Raw genomic sequence first — 17803 nt, 5'->3', positions numbered from 1 at the left:
GAGCATTTTCTTTTTTGCACCTCATATTTGTGGATGAAATTCGAATTAAATCGAAGAATCCTGCTTGGAAGTTTTGACTTTTAAGTAAAAGTAAGTAAGCTATATAATAGAAAGTCTTGTCAAGAAAGAGGAGTTAGTTTTGACTGATAATAAAATTCGGGTTCGTTATGCACCCAGTCCTACAGGACATTTACACATTGGTAATGCGCGGACAGCGTTATTTAATTATTTATTTGCTCGTCACAATAAAGGAACATTTGTGATTCGGATTGAAGACACAGATACTAAGCGTAATGTTGAAGGTGGCGAACAAAGTCAATTAGAAAATCTGAAATGGCTCGGAATGGATTGGGATGAAGGTCCTGACGTAGGCGGTGATTACGGTCCATATCGGCAATCAGAACGTCAAGCGATTTACCACAAGTACATTCAACAACTGATTGATGCCGGTGTAGCTTACGAGTCATATAAAACGGAAGCAGAATTGGAACACGATCGGGAAATTCAAAAGGCTGCCAAAATTATGCCTCATTATGAATATGAATTTGCTGGTATGACTGAGGAACAAAAACAAGCCAAGATTGCGGAAGCGAAAGCACAAGGCATTAAGCCTGTTATTCGGATTAAAGTTCCTAAAGATAAAGTCTATGAATGGGACGATATGGTTAAGGGCAAAGTTAAGTTTGACGCTAATACCATTGGTGGCGATTGGGTGATTCAAAAACGTGATGGCATGCCAACTTACAACTTTGCTGTCGTGATTGATGATCACTTAATGGAAATTTCGCATGTCTTACGCGGTGATGATCACGTAGCTAATACGCCCAAGCAATTAATGATTTATGATTATTTGGGTTGGCAACCACCGAAGTTTGGTCATATGACTTTAATTATCAATAGTGCTACGGGTAAAAAACTCAGCAAGCGTGATGAAAGTGTCTTGCAATTTATTGAACAATATAAAGAACGTGGTTATTTACCAGAAGCAATGTTTAACTTCATTACCTTATTAGGCTGGTCGCCAGTTGGTGAAGATGAAATTTTTACGCGCAAACAGTTTATTAAACAATTTGATCCCAAACGTTTAAGTAAGTCACCCGCCGCTTTTGATCAAAAAAAGCTGGAATGGGTTAATAACCAATACGTTAAGGCAGCCGATTTAAGTAAAATTACTGATTTGTCAATTGTTAATTTACAAGAAGCCGGCTTGTTGCCGCAACAATTGGATACCAAGACCATTGAGTGGGCGCGGGCGTTAGTCGCCTTATTTAAGGATCAGATGAGTTACACGAGTCAAATTGTGGAATTATCTCAAATTTTCTTTAAAGATCCTGATCAATTAGACGAGCAAGCGATGGCAGAATTGCAAAAAGATGATGCCTTGAAAACTTTAGAAGTCTTTCAAGCGAAAATTGCTCAATTACCGCGGTTTACAGCAACTCAGATTATGCAAGCTATTTTTGCTGTTCGTGATGAAGTAGGCGTTAAGGGACGTAAATTGTATATGCCAATTCGTATTGCAACTACTCGCTCCATGCATGGCCCGGGAATTGGTGAATCAATTGAATTGTTAGGCTTAGAACGCTCACAAAAGCATTTAGCTGAGACGTTAAAGCAACTAGCAGACTAGTTATTAAAAAACAGCGTATGATAAGTGTGAATAATCATCGGCTGTTTTTTTCGTAAGAGGTGAACTGATGATTAAAATTTATAATACGTTAACGAGAACCAAAGAAGAATTAGTACCGTTAGAAGCTAATAAAATTCGGATGTATGTTTGTGGCCCGACTGTGTATAACTATATCCACGTCGGTAACGCGCGCTCATTAGTCGCGTTTGATACGATTCGTCGGTATTTGGAGTATCGTGGTTTTCAAGTTAATTATGTCTCTAATTTTACGGACGTTGACGATAAGATTATTAAGGCGGCTCGGCAACAGCAAATTACGCCACAGCAATTAACTAGTAAGTATATCGCCGCTTTTAATGAAGATCGGGATGCTTTGAATGTTTTGCCGGCCACACGTAATCCCCAAGCGACGCAGAATATTCCCGAGATTATTGCCTTTATTCAAGATTTAATCACAAAGGGCTATGCTTATGAGAGCGCTGGTGATGTGTATTATCGAACTCGTAAGTTTTCAGCGTATGGGCAATTATCACATCAAGCAGTTGACGATTTAGAACAGGGCGCCAGTCAACGAATTACAGCACAAGAAACAGCCAAAAAAGCTGATCCTCTAGATTTTGCTTTATGGAAAAAAGCACCTGCTGGAGAATTATCTTGGTCCTCGCCGTGGAGCAAAGGGCGCCCAGGTTGGCATATTGAATGTTCAGTTATGGCCACCAAATATTTAGGAGCAACCATTGACATTCATGCAGGTGGGGAAGATTTAATTTTTCCACATCATGAAAATGAAATTGCCCAGAGTCAGGTGCATACTGGACAAAAATTTGCCAATTATTGGTTGCATAATGGTTTTGTGACGGTGGGTGAAGATAATGAAAAGATGAGTAAATCCTTGGGTAACTTTGTGACGGTTCATGAATTACTCAAAACTGTTGATCCCCAGGTATTACGGTTGTTTATTGCTAGTACACAATATCGCCGCCCAATCCAATATTCAGCCACTAATTTACGAACTGCAGCGAACAATTTGCAACATTTACAAACAACTTGGCAAAATTTAATTTTCCGTCAGGATAACTTAGATCAAACCACGCCTTTTAATGCCGAACTAGCTCATCAGCTCAGTCAATTAGAACAACAATTTCAGGCACATATGGACGATGATTTTAATGTGCAAAATGGGTTAAGTGACCTGTTTGAAGTGATGCGCTTAATTAATTCATATGTTGATCAAACAGCAGTCAATGCGCAAAACTTGGCCCAATTAAAAGCGACTTATTCTCAGTTGGCTGGAATCTTTGGTTTAGTGTTTGAGCAGACTTCTAGTGTTGATGCGCAAATTCAACAATTAATTACGCAAAGAGACCAAGCGCGAGCAGCCAAAGATTTTGCAACTAGTGATGCAATTCGGGATCAACTACAAGCACAAGGAATTATTTTAGAAGACACTCCTCAAGGAACACGGTGGCATAAACAATGATTGATTATCAACAATTAAATGGTGTAACTTTGGCTTACCTAGGCGATGCGGTCTGGGAAACTATTGTCCGCCAACACTTATTAGAGCAAGGTCTAACCAAAGTTAACCGGCTCCAAAAGCGGGCGACGCATTTTGTGTCAGCTAAATCACAGGCGGCGTTAATTGCTTTAATGCAACAACAAGAGATTTTAACCCCTACAGAAGTGGCAGTTTTTAAACGCGGCCGTAACGCTAAGAGTTATACGCACGCCAAAAATACTTCTGTCCAAACCTATAATATTTCGACTGGCTTTGAAGCAATTTTTGGGTATTTACAAATTAGTGGACAATTGGAGCGGGTCCAACAATTAGCACAATGGTGCATTGAACAAGTAGAGGCAGGTCATAGTGATGAATTCAACTTCCAATAGTCAAGCTAATCAAGCAGAAATAATTTTCGGACATCATGCTGCCTTAGCGGTATTACAAGCTGAGGATGCTCCACAAAAAGTTAACAAGATTTTTTTACAACGTGGCTTACACAATGACGGTATTAAAGCCGCTGTTAAAATTGCCCGGGAAAAACATCTGGTGACGCAAGATGCGCCCAAACAAAAATTAGATGAATTGTCCCAAAATGGAAATCATCAGGGCATTGTTTTAACCGTGACACCTTTTTTGTATACGCCATTAGCGGATTTGTTAGCACAGTTGAAGCAACGTCAAGAAGAACCGTTCTTTTTAATCTTGGATAATTTAAACGATCCGCACAACTTTGGTTCAATTTTACGAACAGCGGATGCGGTGGGCGTCAATGGTATTATTATTCCTAAACGCCGCTCTGTCGGGGTAACTTCGGTGGTAGCCAAAACATCCACAGGGGCGATTGAACATTTACCCATTGTTCGGGTGACTAATTTAGTTCGCACGATTCAAGATTTAAAAGAACAAGGGATTTGGATCTTTGGAACAGATATGCACGGCAGTGATTATCGGACTTGGAATGCTAAAGGGGCGATTGCATTAGTCATTGGTAATGAAGGCAAAGGTTTATCGCCATTAGTTAAAAAGCAAGTTGACCAGATGTTGACGATTCCAATGATTGGTCACGTACAAAGTTTGAATGCTAGTGTAGCAACTGGCGTCTTGTTGTATCAAGCTTTTAGCAACCGGGAAAGTCAGTAGTATATGAAAAAGAATATCTTAATTGTAGATGGCTATAATGTTATTGGCAGTTGGCCACAATTGAAAAAATTAAAGCAGCAGGATTTACTGGCAGATGCGCGTGATCAATTATTGGCAACATTGGCGGATTATCGCAAGTTTTTTGAAGGGCAAATTATTGTGGTGTTTGATGCGATGTATGTTCCTGGTTTAAAAGAACAATTTACCAAATGGGATCTTGATGTAATTTTTACACCGGAAGATGTGACCGCCGATACCTATATTCAAAACTTGAGTAACGAACTCAATATATTAACCAATCAAGTCACGGTCGTTACTTCGGATCAAGCAGTCCAATGGACGATTTTTTCGCGGGGGGCGATTCGGATTCCATCGTATGAATTATATAAACGAATTAAAGAAATGCGCCAACAATTACACCAAGAAAGTCGCGAACGTTTTGACCGGGACATTCAGCGCAATAGTCCATGGAGGGAAGATCAATTAAAAGAACTCGAACATTTACGCGACCAATTATCTTCCAATTCTTAACTTTTTGTCTGATTTTATTATTAGTGGGCTGTTCCACACAACGGCAGCAGATGAATTTGTTAGCCGCTAAGCAATTAGTACAAAATGGCCACTATCAAGTTGCACAAACTGTCTTACGGCAAAGTAATTCCACACTTGCCAAAGATTATTTGCACCAAATTCGGTTATTAACTACCGCCCAAAAACAATTTAATCAGCAAAAGTGGGATCAATTGACGGCGACCACTAACCAATTAACCACAACTAAAACTTTACCGAAGATCAAAAAGACAGCCCAGCGTTTGCAACAGCTAAGTCAGCAAATTACGGCTACGGCGGTACCATTGCCAAAAGATAACTATCATGTTGTCAGTCCTGCGTTTCAGAATGTGATGGCAGGAATTTTGGTGGATCAAACGACGGGACAAATTTTGTGGCAAAAAAATGCGCACGTGAGCCAGCCTGTTGCTTCAATATCTAAATTATTAGCCGTTTTAACTGTTGAGTACACGCTAAAGAAGCGCCATTTATCTTTGCAAACGCCTATGGTAGCTTCCTCGGTGATTGCTGGTTTGGAAAAAAAGCCTAATTTAAGTAGTGCTCATCTGCAGGTGGGAGCACGTTATACTGTGCAGCAATTATTACAGGCAGCGATGCTAGCTAGCGCTAATGATGCAATTATGGTGATTGGTCAAAATCTGTACGGTAGTCAAGCACGATTTGTGCAAAAAATGTTACAACAAGCGCAGAAGTTACATTTAACCAAATATCAAATTGTTAATGCTAACGGTCTGCCTAGATCCATGGATCCAGCGGTCAATAATAATCCACAAACAACTGCCACTGAAAATGAATTATCAGCAGTGGCAGTAGCTAAAATCACACAAAAATTGTTACAAGTTGATCCACAAATTTTAAACTTAACGAAGCCAAAGCAAATGCAATTAGGTCAACACGAATTAGCCAATACTAACCAGTTAGTACCTGGCGGTAAATTTGCTACTAAAGGTTATGTAGTTGATGGCTTAAAAACCGGTACTGGTAATTTAGCTGGTGCTGGTTTAGTGGCCACCGCTAAGTTACACCAGCGACGAGTAATTTTGGTGATTTTACATGCAAATAGTGATGCCGCGCGCTTTAGTCAAGCCACGGCGATCTTGAATTTTGTTCAAGCGCATTTGCAACTACAAAAAGTCGCAATTAGGCATTGGTCTGGCTCTCAGAAGCAATTTTTATGGACAACTAGTCAGCCTAAACCAGTGCTACAAGATGCTTATCATGCAAATGTTATGCAAAAAAATCCTAAAATTACTGCAAAAAAAGTTATTAACTCACAAAAAGTTATTTATTTATCAAATTTTTAAACGTTCGTTCGCTTATCAAATGAAATTAAATTTGCTATATTATCCATGAATTCTTTAAAAATTAAATAATATTATGATAGCTAAGCAGGCGCTTCAACAAGAATTGGCATGGATTAAATTGGTACGTGAACACAATAATTCGCAGGCATTAGAATGTTTAGTGCAAAAATATTTACCTTTGATTGAAAGTACCAGTCAAAAATATCGTTTACGTCTATTTGATCGAGATGATTGGCGGCAAGAGGCGCGTATTGTATGTTTAGAAACCTGTCAAATCTTTGATGAGCGTCAAGGATCACGTTTTGGGAGTTTTTATAAGTTGCGTTTACAAAATCATTGGACTAATTTAGTGCGTCAGCAATTGGCATTAAAGCGGCAAACAAACGTTAATGCTGTGTCAATGGAAGCTTTAGCACAGGCTAATCCAGAATTGGAAAATGATTTGTGTTGGCAATTGACGACGTTCAAAAATGAAGTAGAGTTTTTGTCAACAGAGTTTCCCCACATGCTGCAACAATTGTCGTTAGTGGAGTTACAAGGCTTGCGCTTTTTATTAGGGACTGACTTAGAGCAAGTCACACGACACTCCGCTTATTCGAAAACGCAGATTCTCCAAGCTAGTCAGCGAAGTCGCTTAAAGTTTTTGGCGTTTTACCAGCGCTTAGGTCTTGACACTCCATCTTAGAGTCAGTATAGTTAAAAATTGACGTAGGTGATATAATGAAACGAGTTAAAGTTGTTTTGGAATGTAGCGTGTGTGGTGCACACAATTATCACACTTTAGTAGCGACTGACCGTAAGCAGCGCTTTACCATTAAAAAATTTTGTAACCATTGTAATCAGCACACGATTCATCAGGAAACTAGATAGAGGGATTGTTAATGAAATTTTTAAAAAGTGTTATGCAAGAAATGAAATTAGTTCAATGGCCCACAGCTAAAGAAAATCGTCATGATACGATGACGGTGATCTTAACTTCTATTTTCTTTGCACTCTTCTTGGGCGCTTGTGATTGGTTGTTCCAAACGCTTGTTACTTTGTTTGTTTCTCACTAATTACCAAGACCGGTTAGATTACAGTTGAAACTTTTTGAATAATTTGTAGTTTATTCCATAATTTGCTATGCTATAAACAGTGCTTAATAAAAACTTCGTTGAAACGAGGTTTTTTTTGTTTGATTGAATACTAAGGAAGGTTAGATTAATGGCAGAACAAGATCAAAAAATGTGGTATGTTTTACATACCTATTCCGGATATGAAAATCGTGTTAAAGAAAATTTGCAATCACGGGCGCAATCAATGGGCATGGAAGACTATATTTTTCAAGCAGTTGTTCCTGAAGAACAAGAAACAGAAACCAAAAATGGTAAGACAAAAACGGAAATGAAAAAAACTTTCCCTGGCTACGTATTAGTCGAGATGGTAATGTCTGATCAGTCTTGGTTTGTGGTACGAAATACTCCCGGTGTTACAGGATTTGTTGGAAGCCACGGTGCTGGAAGCAAGCCAGCGCCACTCTTGCCTGAAGAAGTTGATGCAATCTTAAATACGATGCAGCAAGATCAAACGCCATATGATATTGATTTTGAAGTAGGAGAAGTGGTTAAGATTCAAGACGGTGGTGCGTTCTCAGGAATGGAAGGGACGATTACCGAAATTGATAATGAACATGGTAAGGTCAAAGTTGAAATTAATATGTTTGAACGAATGACCGAAGCGGAAATTGATTATCAAAGTATCACCAAGGCTTGAGGACAAGGTGATATTGCTTAATGTTCCAAGGAGCAAAAGTTTATATTTAACTATGGAGAATAACTCAAGCATAAAGGTTGCTTAAGCCATTATCATAGGTTAATTTCCGGCTTTTAAGCGCTCTTTGTCGCAGTAATTGACATAAGCCACTTCAAAGAACAAAAATTTGCGCCTAACTACAACTAAGTTCTCAAGTTAAAATACCACTTAAGGACTTAGTTTAGGTTAGTGCTCAGTTAAAAACCGTTCTTTGTCGCAGTAATTTGTATATCATTGAAATTTATGTTATTCTGTCTAAGAATGTCTTAGACATTTCTGTGGGAGGGAAAATTTCAATTCCCATTTTTGACCACATCACGGACTTAAGGAGGTATGTACCGTGGCTAAAAAAGTTGCAAATGTTGTTAAATTGCAAATTCCAGGTGGAGCAGCAACACCAGCTCCTCCAGTTGGTCCAGCTTTAGGACAAGCCGGAATTAATATCGTTGAATTTACGAAAGATTTTAATGCACGGACCGCTGATCAAAAAGGGATGATTATTCCTGTAGTGATCACAGTTTATGAAGATCGTTCGTTTGATTTTGTTACCAAGACGCCACCAGCAGCTGTATTATTGATGCAAGCAGCTGGTGTCAAGAAGGGTTCCGGTAATCCTCGTGACGAAAAGGTAGCGAAAGTTACTAAAGATCAAGTACGTGAAATTGCTGAAACAAAGCTGAAAGACTTGAATGCTAATGATGTCGAAGCCGCTATGCGGATGATCGAAGGAACAGCACGGAGTATGGGCTTTACAGTTGAAGGTTAATCTTCACTAACTTTAATCAATCAAGAGCTTGTCACAGTGGGAGGGGTAAAACCCACTTGACCACAATCACAAGGAGGAACTCGAACGTGGCTAAACATGGAAAGAAATATTTAGAAGCTGCTAAGCAAGTTGATAAAAACAAAGCTTACGATGCACAAGCAGCAATGGACTTATTAAAGAAAGTTAACTATGCAAACTTTGATGCAACAATTGAAGTTTCTTATAATTTGAACTTAGATACTAAACAAGCTGACCAACAAATTCGGGGCGCAATGGTTTTGCCAAATGGTACTGGTAAGACTCAACGGGTCGTTGTATTTGCTGATGGTCAACAAGCTAAAGATGCGCAAGCAGCTGGTGCTGACTATGTTGGTGATGATGATTTAGTTGACAAAATTACTGATGGCTGGTTAGACTTCGATGTTGTTGTTGCAACACCAAAGATGATGGCTAAAGTTGGTCGTTTGGGTCGAATTTTAGGACCGAAAGGTTTAATGCCAAACCCAAAGACTGGTACAGTTACCATGGACGTTACTAAAGCTGTTAATGATATCAAAGCTGGTCAAGTAACTTACCGGGCTGATTCTCAAGGTTTGATTCATGCTCCGTTAGGTAAGATTTCATTTGATACTGATAAATTAGTTGCTAACTTTAATGCTTTAAACGATGTGATTGTTAAAGCTCGTCCAGCAACAGTTAAAGGTCAATATGTAAACTCTGTTTACTTAACTTCGACCTTTGGCCCTGGTATCAAAGTTAACGTTGACTAATTAATTAATTAATGTTAAATTACTAAACAGAAACTACCTAAGACTCAGGTGGCAGTATGCCTTAATATCCTGCCGAGGCTAGATGCATTCGTTAGGACATCTTGCTTTGCTGAGGTGTCCTTTAATTTTAGGTAGAAATAATTATGGAGGTGAAATCACGTGAAAGATGCTGTTTTAAAGGCTAAACAAGAATTAGTTGATGAAGTCGCTGATAAGATCAAGCGTTCTGAATCAGTTATTGTTGTTGACTATTTAGGCTTAGATGTTGCGCAAGTAACAGAATTACGGCGCCAATTAAGTGCTGAAGACGTAGAGATGCGAGTTATTAAGAACTCTGTGTTACGGCGGGCTGCTGATAAAGCTGGCTTTGAAGGTTTAGATGAAGCCTTCACAGGTCCTACAGCGGTAGCATTTTCTTATGAAGATCCAATTATTGCTGCTAAGACTATTTCTAAATTTGCGGAAACTGCTGATGTCTTGGAAATCAAGGGTGGTATCATCGAAGGTGAAGTTCAAAGCTTAGCCAAAATTGATGAATATGCTCATATGCCAAGTCACGACGAATTGTTGGCTACTCTTGCTTCAATGTTGCAAGATCCAATTCGCAAAGTTGCTTATGCTGTTAAAGCAATCGCTGATAAAGAAAATGAAGACGGCGACGTTGCTTAATTAAATTTATAATCCATTGGAGGAATAAAAATGGCTTTCGATAAAGACTCAATTATCGCTTCCTTAAAAGAAGCAAGTATTTCCGATTTAAACGACTTAGTAAAGGCAATCGAAGAAGAATTTGATGTTTCAGCTGCTGCTCCAGTTGCAGTTGCTGGTGCTGCTGGTGGCGATGCTGCTGCCGCTAAAGATGAATTCGATGTTGAATTAACCGAAGCTGGCCAAGAAAAAGTTAAGGTTATCAAGGCTGTTCGTGAAATCACAGGCTTAGGCTTGAAGGATTCCAAGGACTTAGTTGACAAAGCTCCTTCAGTTATCAAAGAAGGCGTAGCTCAAGCTGATGCTGATGATATGAAAGCTAAACTTGAAGAAGTTGGCGCTACTGTAACTTTGAAATAGTCATTGTTATATCGAAAAAGCTACCGAATTTTTATTCGGTAGCTTTTTTGCTTAAAATAACTTTTTAAAGGAGTAGAATTTGAGTATTGTACGCGTTGAACATTTGAGTCAACAATTTTTAGATAAAACTTTATATACCGATGCGAGTTTTCAAGTTAATGAACAAGATCATTTGGGAATCATTGGACAAAATGGCGTTGGTAAAAGTACCCTAATTAATATTTTAACGGGGGCTTTAACGCCAGATAATGGCACAATTACTTGGAAGAAAAAAATTCAGGTTGGTTATTTGGACCAGTATGCTAATCTAAAACCGGGCCAAACCTTGCGGGAATTTTTAACGACGGCTTTTCAATCATTGTTAGATCAAGCTCAGAAATTAGAATTAATCTATCAACAATCAACGCCGAGTGCCGATGATTTGGAATTAGCTGGTCAATTACAAACCGCTTTAGAAGCCAATGGCTATTACGATATTGATTTGAAAGTTGGGCAGGTAGCGCAGGGGCTGGGTTTAGATGCCTTAGGCTATGACCATGACGTTGCTGAGTTAAGTGGGGGGCAACGTTCGAAGTTAATTTTAGCAAAATTGTTGCTAGAACAACCCGACATTTTATTATTAGATGAACCAACTAATTATTTGGATCAACAACATATTGCTTGGCTGGCTGAATATTTGCAAAATTTTGCCGGCGCTTTTGTGGTCGTTTCACATGATTATCAATTCTTGGATCAGGTTGTCAATAAAGTCTGCGACGTTGAATTAGGGCAAATTAAAACTTATACGGGAACGTTAAAGCAAGCTTTACGTCAAAAAGCCGCTGATCAACGGACTTATTTAAAAGCTTACGCCAGCCAACAAAAGAAAATTGCGAAGACACAAGCTTATATTCAAAAAAATAAAGCCGGTTCGCGCTCGAAAAGTGCCCGCAGTCGTGAAAAGCAATTAGCCCGAATGGATAAGTTAACGCCACCAGCTAATCGGCAAATTGCCCAATTTAATTTTCCATATGTCGCTAGTAAAGCCAACGTCATTCTGGAAGCCAATAATCTAGTAATTGGTTATCAACAACCATTATTAGCACAACCATTGAATTTTTCGGTGGCTATGGGTGAAAAAGTTGTTATTAAAGGCTTTAACGGTATTGGTAAAACCACACTATTAAAAACCATTCAAGGTTTAATTCCGGCGTTAGGTGGAGAAGTAGAGTTAGCAGCAACGATTACTAGTGCTTATTATGAGCAAAGTTTATATTGGTCCACGCCGCTAGCGAGTCCGTTAGCAATTTTAGAACAGCGCTTTAGTGAACAGCCACCGCGGATTATTCGACGAACTTTGGCGCAGACGGGCTTGACGAGTCAACAAGCTAGTTCGGCAGTCAAAACACTATCGGGTGGTGAACAGGTCAAAGTTAAGTTGGCCGCATTGATGCTCCAACCTGCCAACGTATTGTTTTTAGATGAACCGACTAATCATTTGGATGATGATAGTAAGTTAGCCTTGCGCCAAGCTTTAGTTAATTATCCGGGGACAGTCATTTTGATAACGCACGAAACGGATTTTTATGATAGTTCGTGGATTAGTAAAGTTTTAGATATTGAACAATTATTACAATAATTAGCATGTAAAAAAGCTTGAAGCGCTGCGTTTAAAGTTGTTAAACACGGTGTTCAAGCTTTTTGTATTTAAGTTAAGCTATTGGTCAAGGTCCAAGTTAAATGACCATGATGATTGGTATTTGGCAGCGTAGGTGTTGCACTGGTATTTTTTAAGAATGGTCCTTGAGGAGTTGCAGCACTTGAGTTAGCGCTGGTCGTCCAAGTTTGTGAGATATCTAAGATGTTATCATTGGGATCAGGAGCGATTTTTTGAAAGACCATTGTTGGCGTCGCTGTTATTTGAGTACTCAGACCATTATTACCATAATATAGTGGTAAATTCCCCGTTCCTAAATCATCATCTAATTGGTTAGCTAGTTGGACAGCGACCGTCCAGTTAGCTTCTTGATGATCTGTGTCAGTGACCGCTAAATTACCAGTAATAGTTTTCATAGGCAAATTTTTGCGATCAGCCGACATATGGGTGCCAAAATCTAAGCTACTCGGAACTTGCATAGTCAGATCCCCTTTGATAGTTAAAGTGGTCGCTGCTGGGAAAGTCGTATCATGATAAACCGTGGTAACTTGCGGATTGGAGTTCTGGTCAGCGTCAGTGAGAACAACTTGTAATTTTTGTCCGGAACTGAGCCCGTGAATTTTGGTTAAAGACCATTGCCCGGCACTATCAACTGTAGTATTTTCAGCAGGAGTTGACTCATAATGAATGCTACCATCCGCATTTAAAACGCGCCAGGAAACTTGCATGTTAGCAGCACCAGTTCCGGATAAGCTGGTAGTTGACGGAACAATGGTGTTCAGAGCAGTAGTTGAATGATGATCGGTTAAAGTCGACTGCGCATGAAAGACTTTAGCGGGGGCAGGGGGAGTTTTATTAATGACGATTTTTTCACTGTCATCAAAATCTTTTTGGGGTTCAGAGACAATCGCACTGGAGCTATATTTGCCATTTTCGTAGGTTCCATTTCGCCAGACGCGCAAAATTTTAATTTTGGTACCCGTAGGCAGTAAATTTAAGCCAGGAGCAGCCACTTTAATAGCACCTTTGAGATTGGTATTGTCATAATAAGTTTCTTGAGTGCTGGACAGGCCATGTAATTCTTGGACAGTGCCATCAGGTAAAGTGACTTGTAAGTCCGCATGAATTTCATTATCCAATGCAGGGCGGAAGGCACTGTTTTCCGCAGGAACTTGAGCTTGTAACCAAATATATTTATCCGTATTAGCTGGATGGATAAACTGATTATTTTGATCTTGCAACCAGCTAACTTTGCCGGGGGTGACATTAGCAGTCATGCGGATAATCTTAGTTAAGCCCTTTGCAGATCCTAGGGGCGTGTCTAAATACTGTTTAAAATTACTAGCGTCACTTGGGTCACTGTCACTACTGGGAACTACGGTGTCAAAGGTCGAAGAAGCCGAAGATGATTGGTAAGTAGCGCCCACGTGGGCCCAATTACCGGAAGGATTACCGTTAACGTCACTATTACTATCCCAAACTTGTAGCGGCAGAGCTTTATGGTTGAACAGACTCGTCTTCGCACCGTTAAATAAATAGCTATTACTACCACTCGGAGCGCGGTTTTGAAAATCAAAATAACGTGGATACGGCATATTGAAGTTGAGGTCATTACTATTCGCAGAGAAAATAGCATTTTTAGGATAATTGCCGCGCGCTACAAACGAAATCGAATCATTACTGGAAACGCCGGCATCAATCTTTAATGGTAGTGAAGGCGAGGCAATGGCAGGTCCATTATTAGCGTCGACAAGCACTTGAGAATCTGGATCGCGCAAAGTAAAGGAATTAGACGTGGCGCCCCCAGTGCTACCAGTGTATAAAATACCTTCACCACCAACATCACCAGTTCCGGGAGAACCAGCAGTGGAATTATTGTGTAAATTAAATTCAGCACCTTGCGAAACGGAAACTTGGTTGCCGGTACCATACATGCGAATACCTGGCGCATTCGAACTTTGAGTATTTTGATAAACGTTAACTTTAACGTTGCCCTGCATATCAAAGAGCATTCCCCCAGTCAAGATGAAGCGAATGGCGGGATTGAGGCTGACGCCCCCAGTACCTGTACCTCGTGTGATATTAAGACTGGTTGTTTTGTCGTCTGGTGTTCCCGTTACCTCGAATTTACTATCGGTGCCAGAAATGCTGACGGCCGGACCATTAATATTTTTAATATCGAGGCTAGAACCACTAGCCATTTTAAGCAGGGAACCCGTACCATACAAACGAATGACTCCGGACGAATTCAGATCATTATTATTGCTATAATTAACTTTAATTTGGGAGTGATCTATAATGTTCAAATTAAGTCCAGTATACGTATTTTTATTGTCACCATTAATAAAAAAGTTGTCGTAATTGGTGTAACTGGCGGATGCTTGTACTGCATTAATCGTGGAGTTGTTAATGCTAATACTTTTATCAACAGTTAAATTCTTGCTCATTCCGGGGAACATCAGATAATTATTAGCTTTAACTTGCATCTTACTACTATTAATATTTAACTGACTACCGACACTACTGTTTAAGACGATTGCGTACACAGAAGTATTAGTGGCGCTAGAGGTAGTTAAATTGGCGGGCATTTGTTGAGAAACATTGGCATGATCAAAAGTGATGGATACAGGAGCAGTTGCGGCTTCGGAACTATAAAAGCCACCATTGCTAATTGTGCTATTGGTAGTAGCATTATTGATGTCCGCAGGCGTTGTAGCATTATTGATTGGCGTGTCTTGAACGATTAAATTACCGCCAGTAGCCGTGAAACTATAGTACATTTTGGCAGCGGTAGTTGTGGCTGTGACATAAGCGTCTTTCACTGTTGTGGTACCTTGGTCTAATGAAATTGTACAATCAGTGGTATTAATTTGGTAATTATTAAAATCAATGGTCTTATCTGAAGTAACATGCGCAGATTGGGTGCTAGCCACGAGGTTATTGGTCAGAATAATTGTTTGGACTTTGGGATTTTTCACTTGGGTACAAAAATCATTCCAAGTACTGACACTGACAGTACCAGCCGCTGTAGTTGCGGGGTGGTGAGTGGTTTTATACATGAGTTTGTTTTGGAGGTCAGTGTCCGAGTTAGCTTGCAGATCTAGCATCTCTTGAAAGTCAGGATCGTTAATATCGCCAGCAAAGGTACTCGCGGTCGGGGGACTGTTAATCAAATCATTCACAAAGCTATTAGGCAACCCTTGATTGTGAATAATTTCGGCCATGGCAGATTCTTCACTTGAATGATCATTGTCTTCAGCGTGGAGCGTGGTGGTACAGAACAAACTAATAATAATGGTGTATACATAAATAACCAATTGAAATTTTTGGTGATTTTTCATTTTAGACACTCCTCAAATAAATTTTATTTTGTTGATGTTTTTCATAATTTTTAAAAAGTTATCGTCCATTTTGCTTAATTGTTTTGGAATTGAGCAAAGAAAAAGCTAAGCGTAATTATTAAATTAGCGCTTAGTTGCATGTTCGAATACCGGCAAGTGAGCATTGCAGATAAGATTATAGGAGATTAGGTGGGTTGCTGAACTAATAGGAAAACCTTTTATAGGAATGATTTGGTTTAACGGTGGCCTAGCACAGGAGGCTATGTGTAAGGCGCCAGAGTAACAGAAATTAAAATAAAGAAGGCTGATTATGAAATTCCCACGAGTGTGGTTGATTTTGATTGACATATAGATAGCTTGGCTCCTGAGGATCATTAATCTAAATATTATTTATAAATTAATTATAATAACCATAACTATTAGTTAATGACCCGTCAACGGCGCATTTTATAGTAAAAAATATTATGAATTTGACAAATAGTATTTTGTAGAAGCAAAACTTAACCCAAAAACTTTTTGGGATAAATAATAGGTAAAATTTTGTTAATGCTATTAAAAGCACATGTAGAATTGATTGATCGTAATTAATTTAGGCTCAGAATGCTGATTCTGATAGTTAGTTGCGTTAAGCTGTTCAAGAGTGAGCAAGGTCATTCAACGACGATGATTAAGAGGTAGTTGCTTGTTTTTTAGTTCTTAATTTTAGTTCTGGCTGATAAATTTTTTTAAAATTTAGTAGATTGGAATAATTAAGAACAATTTTGCGGTTATTTTCCAGCAGTAACAAAATTAAAAAGTCATAGTTGGAGTTGAAAAAGTTGCCTCAATTTTGGGCAAAATTAATTTCAAATTTCCCTAGTAGCGAATTTTAGTTATACTAAATATGTAATGATTAACAGGAGGTCAATGATTTGGCGGAACAATATTTTACCAATCAGCCCACATCAGCGCATGATTATCAAGAATTTAAGTTTCAATTACGCCAGCAAACACTGCAATTTCAAACGGATAGCGGAGTTTTTTCCAAGCAAACGATTGATTATGGCACGCGCGCGTTACTCGCGGCCATTAATTTGCAAGATTTGCCAACGGGGGATTTATTAGATTTGGGATGTGGCTATGGCCCGATTGGGCTCACGTTAGCTCAGGAAACAGGTCGGTTGGTGGACTTAGTCGACTTAAATGAACGAGCACTGGATTTGGCGCGCAAGAATGCACAGCTCAATGCCATTAATAATGTGCGAATTTTCGCTTCGGATAGTTATCGCCAAGTGAGCAAAACTGATTATGCAGCCATCTATACGAATCCGCCGTTTCGTGCCGGCAAACAGGTGGTTAGTACAATGATTACTCAGGCCAGTGAACATTTGCAAAATCAAGGCCAGTTCTGGTTTGTTGGCCAAAAAAAGCAAGGAGCCAAGACTTACCAAAAATTAATGCAACAAACATTTGGTAATGCCACGATTATTCAACGAGATAAAGGATATTATATTATTGAAAGTCTTAAGACCCACGATTGAGGAATTATATACACCAACGCAATTAACAGCTTATATGCAACAGGCCATTGCCGCAGCCAATCAAGCGCGCCAATTAGCGGAAGTGCCCATTGGTGCTGTGATTGTCGATGAAGTTCAACACCAAGTGCTGGCGACGGGCTTTAATCAACGCGAAGTTAAGCAAGATGCTTTGGCTCATGCCGAATTACTGGCAATTGATGCCGCTTGTCAGAAAAGACAAAGCTGGCGCTTAGAACAGTGCTCGTTATTTGTGACATTAGAGCCGTGTGCGATGTGCGCTGGCGCAATTATTAATAGTCGCATTAATAATGTGATTTTTGGTGCTTGGGATCCTAAGGCGGGTTCGGTTGGCTCGTTAGTGAACTTATTTGAGCAACCGTATAATCACCGTCCTCATTATCAAGGTGGGGTTTTGCAGCCGGAATGTGCGCAGTTATTAACGAATTTTTTTCGCGAAATCCGTAAGTGATCCATAGGAAACCAAGTTAAAGCCGGTATAAAAATGTCTGTAAAAATTTAGATACTAATTTTACTTGTCAATTATTGCAAAGTAAGCTATAATTATTTTTGCCGTAAGGCCAGAGGCAATGATTGGCTTATGAATCGTGTCAGGTTCGAGAGAAAGCAGCACTAAGTAAGTGCGGTCATGTGCCTTTTGATATGATTATTAACGCTCTTAGCTGTTTAGCTAAGGGTTTTTTTATTATAATGAAATATGACCAGTATTGAATCAATGTGAGAATTAATAGAAGTTTGACGTAAT

At 39.4% G+C, this 17803-nt stretch carries 18 protein-coding genes, 1 other RNA gene and 1 other annotated feature; of the genes, 18 read left to right on the top strand and 1 reads right to left on the bottom strand.

The genetic code is table 11. The features are described from left to right. Positions 1–139 precede the first annotated feature (139 nt). The 15 genes from gltX (at position 140) to AC3B5S_RS02720 (ending at position 12161) form a co-directional block, all read left to right on the top strand. Positions 140–1630: a glutamate--tRNA ligase gene (gene gltX, locus AC3B5S_RS02790; RefSeq protein ID WP_489769185.1), complete on the top strand. Its 1491-nt coding sequence runs from the start codon at positions 140–142 to the stop codon at positions 1628–1630. A gap of 67 nt (positions 1631–1697) precedes the next feature. After that, on the top strand, positions 1698–3110 hold the full coding sequence (cysS, locus tag AC3B5S_RS02785; protein ID WP_489790048.1) for a cysteine--tRNA ligase: 1413 nt from the start codon (positions 1698–1700) through the stop codon (positions 3108–3110). After that, complete coding sequence (locus tag AC3B5S_RS02780) at positions 3107–3520, top strand: Mini-ribonuclease 3 (protein WP_489757188.1); 414 nt, start codon at positions 3107–3109, stop codon at positions 3518–3520. Before cysS ends, AC3B5S_RS02780 begins: the two co-directional genes overlap by 4 nt. Beyond that, complete coding sequence (rlmB, locus tag AC3B5S_RS02775) at positions 3501–4274, top strand: 23S rRNA (guanosine(2251)-2'-O)-methyltransferase RlmB (RefSeq protein ID WP_489757189.1); 774 nt, start codon at positions 3501–3503, stop codon at positions 4272–4274. The genes AC3B5S_RS02780 and rlmB overlap by 20 nt, the downstream gene beginning before the upstream one ends. A gap of 3 nt (positions 4275–4277) precedes the next feature. Beyond that, complete coding sequence (locus AC3B5S_RS02770) at positions 4278–4805, top strand: NYN domain-containing protein (protein WP_489757190.1); 528 nt, start codon at positions 4278–4280, stop codon at positions 4803–4805. Continuing rightward, positions 4742–6148, top strand: a complete 1407-nt coding sequence (locus tag AC3B5S_RS02765) for a D-alanyl-D-alanine carboxypeptidase family protein (protein ID WP_489790047.1) — start codon at positions 4742–4744, stop codon at positions 6146–6148. Before AC3B5S_RS02770 ends, AC3B5S_RS02765 begins: the two co-directional genes overlap by 64 nt. Positions 6149–6221: 73 nt before the next feature. Next, entirely contained in the window at positions 6222–6833 is a 612-nt protein-coding gene (locus tag AC3B5S_RS02760; RefSeq protein WP_489790046.1) for a hypothetical protein, read from the top strand. Positions 6834–6868: 35 nt separating this feature from the next. Further along, positions 6869–7018: a 50S ribosomal protein L33 gene (gene rpmG, locus AC3B5S_RS02755; protein ID WP_489757193.1), complete on the top strand. Its 150-nt coding sequence runs from the start codon at positions 6869–6871 to the stop codon at positions 7016–7018. 11 nt (positions 7019–7029) lie between these two features. Beyond that, positions 7030–7203: a preprotein translocase subunit SecE gene (gene secE / locus AC3B5S_RS02750; RefSeq protein ID WP_489757194.1), complete on the top strand. Its 174-nt coding sequence runs from the start codon at positions 7030–7032 to the stop codon at positions 7201–7203. Between the two features lie 148 nt (positions 7204–7351). After that, positions 7352–7900, top strand: coding sequence for a transcription termination/antitermination protein NusG (gene nusG / locus AC3B5S_RS02745; protein WP_489757195.1), 549 nt, complete (start codon positions 7352–7354; stop codon positions 7898–7900). 379 nt (positions 7901–8279) lie between these two features. Continuing rightward, complete coding sequence (rplK, locus tag AC3B5S_RS02740) at positions 8280–8705, top strand: 50S ribosomal protein L11 (RefSeq protein WP_489757196.1); 426 nt, start codon at positions 8280–8282, stop codon at positions 8703–8705. 86 nt (positions 8706–8791) lie between these two features. After that, positions 8792–9475, top strand: a complete 684-nt coding sequence (gene rplA / locus AC3B5S_RS02735) for a 50S ribosomal protein L1 (RefSeq protein WP_489757197.1) — start codon at positions 8792–8794, stop codon at positions 9473–9475. 18 nt (positions 9476–9493) lie between these two features. Beyond that, positions 9494–9610 (top strand) — a sequence feature (ribosomal protein L10 leader region). Between the two features lie 24 nt (positions 9611–9634). Next, on the top strand, positions 9635–10144 hold the full coding sequence (gene rplJ, locus AC3B5S_RS02730; RefSeq protein ID WP_489790045.1) for a 50S ribosomal protein L10: 510 nt from the start codon (positions 9635–9637) through the stop codon (positions 10142–10144). Positions 10145–10174: 30 nt separating this feature from the next. Then, complete coding sequence (gene rplL, locus AC3B5S_RS02725; RefSeq protein ID WP_489757199.1) at positions 10175–10543, top strand: 50S ribosomal protein L7/L12; 369 nt, start codon at positions 10175–10177, stop codon at positions 10541–10543. 79 nt (positions 10544–10622) lie between these two features. Beyond that, positions 10623–12161: an ABC-F family ATP-binding cassette domain-containing protein gene (locus AC3B5S_RS02720; RefSeq protein WP_489790044.1), complete on the top strand. Its 1539-nt coding sequence runs from the start codon at positions 10623–10625 to the stop codon at positions 12159–12161. A 68-nt stretch (positions 12162–12229) separates the two neighbouring features. Here AC3B5S_RS02720 and AC3B5S_RS02715 read toward each other — a convergent pair whose 3' ends face one another. Next, positions 12230–15520: an Ig-like domain-containing protein gene (locus tag AC3B5S_RS02715; RefSeq protein ID WP_489757201.1), complete on the bottom strand. Its 3291-nt coding sequence runs from the start codon at positions 15518–15520 to the stop codon at positions 12230–12232. A gap of 911 nt (positions 15521–16431) precedes the next feature. On the opposite strand from AC3B5S_RS02715, the gene AC3B5S_RS02710 reads away from it, so the two are divergent. From AC3B5S_RS02710 to ffs, 3 genes are all read left to right on the top strand, one after another. Further along, positions 16432–17040: a class I SAM-dependent methyltransferase gene (locus AC3B5S_RS02710; RefSeq protein WP_489757202.1), complete on the top strand. Its 609-nt coding sequence runs from the start codon at positions 16432–16434 to the stop codon at positions 17038–17040. Beyond that, positions 17015–17509, top strand: coding sequence for a nucleoside deaminase (locus AC3B5S_RS02705; RefSeq protein ID WP_489757203.1), 495 nt, complete (start codon positions 17015–17017; stop codon positions 17507–17509). Before AC3B5S_RS02710 ends, AC3B5S_RS02705 begins: the two co-directional genes overlap by 26 nt. Positions 17510–17616: 107 nt before the next feature. Beyond that, positions 17617–17704: signal recognition particle sRNA small type (gene ffs, locus AC3B5S_RS02700), an RNA gene on the top strand. Positions 17705–17803: the final 99 nt, after the last annotated feature.

The organism is Bombilactobacillus sp. ESL1094, from assembly GCF_058107425.1.
Note: the sequence above shows the minus strand (reverse complement) of the source record. Positions and strands in the feature narration are given on the sequence as shown.

What these genes read in the sequence shown, in the direction of transcription:
- nusG (WP_489757195.1), top strand. Translation starts at nt 7,352, where the DNA reads ATGGCAGAACAAGATCAAAAAATGTGGTATGTTTTACATACCTATTCC.
- AC3B5S_RS02760 (WP_489790046.1), top strand. Translation starts at nt 6,222, where the DNA reads ATGATAGCTAAGCAGGCGCTTCAACAAGAATTGGCATGGATTAAATTG.
- AC3B5S_RS02715 (WP_489757201.1), bottom strand. Translation starts at nt 15,520, where the DNA reads ATGAAAAATCACCAAAAATTTCAATTGGTTATTTATGTATACACCATT.
- rlmB (WP_489757189.1), top strand. Translation starts at nt 3,501, where the DNA reads ATGAATTCAACTTCCAATAGTCAAGCTAATCAAGCAGAAATAATTTTC.
- AC3B5S_RS02780 (WP_489757188.1), top strand. Translation starts at nt 3,107, where the DNA reads ATGATTGATTATCAACAATTAAATGGTGTAACTTTGGCTTACCTAGGC.
- AC3B5S_RS02770 (WP_489757190.1), top strand. Translation starts at nt 4,278, where the DNA reads ATGAAAAAGAATATCTTAATTGTAGATGGCTATAATGTTATTGGCAGT.
- cysS (WP_489790048.1), top strand. Translation starts at nt 1,698, where the DNA reads ATGATTAAAATTTATAATACGTTAACGAGAACCAAAGAAGAATTAGTA.
- rplL (WP_489757199.1), top strand. Translation starts at nt 10,175, where the DNA reads ATGGCTTTCGATAAAGACTCAATTATCGCTTCCTTAAAAGAAGCAAGT.
- AC3B5S_RS02765 (WP_489790047.1), top strand. Translation starts at nt 4,742, where the DNA reads ATGGAGGGAAGATCAATTAAAAGAACTCGAACATTTACGCGACCAATT.
- rpmG (WP_489757193.1), top strand. Translation starts at nt 6,869, where the DNA reads ATGAAACGAGTTAAAGTTGTTTTGGAATGTAGCGTGTGTGGTGCACAC.
- secE (WP_489757194.1), top strand. Translation starts at nt 7,030, where the DNA reads ATGAAATTTTTAAAAAGTGTTATGCAAGAAATGAAATTAGTTCAATGG.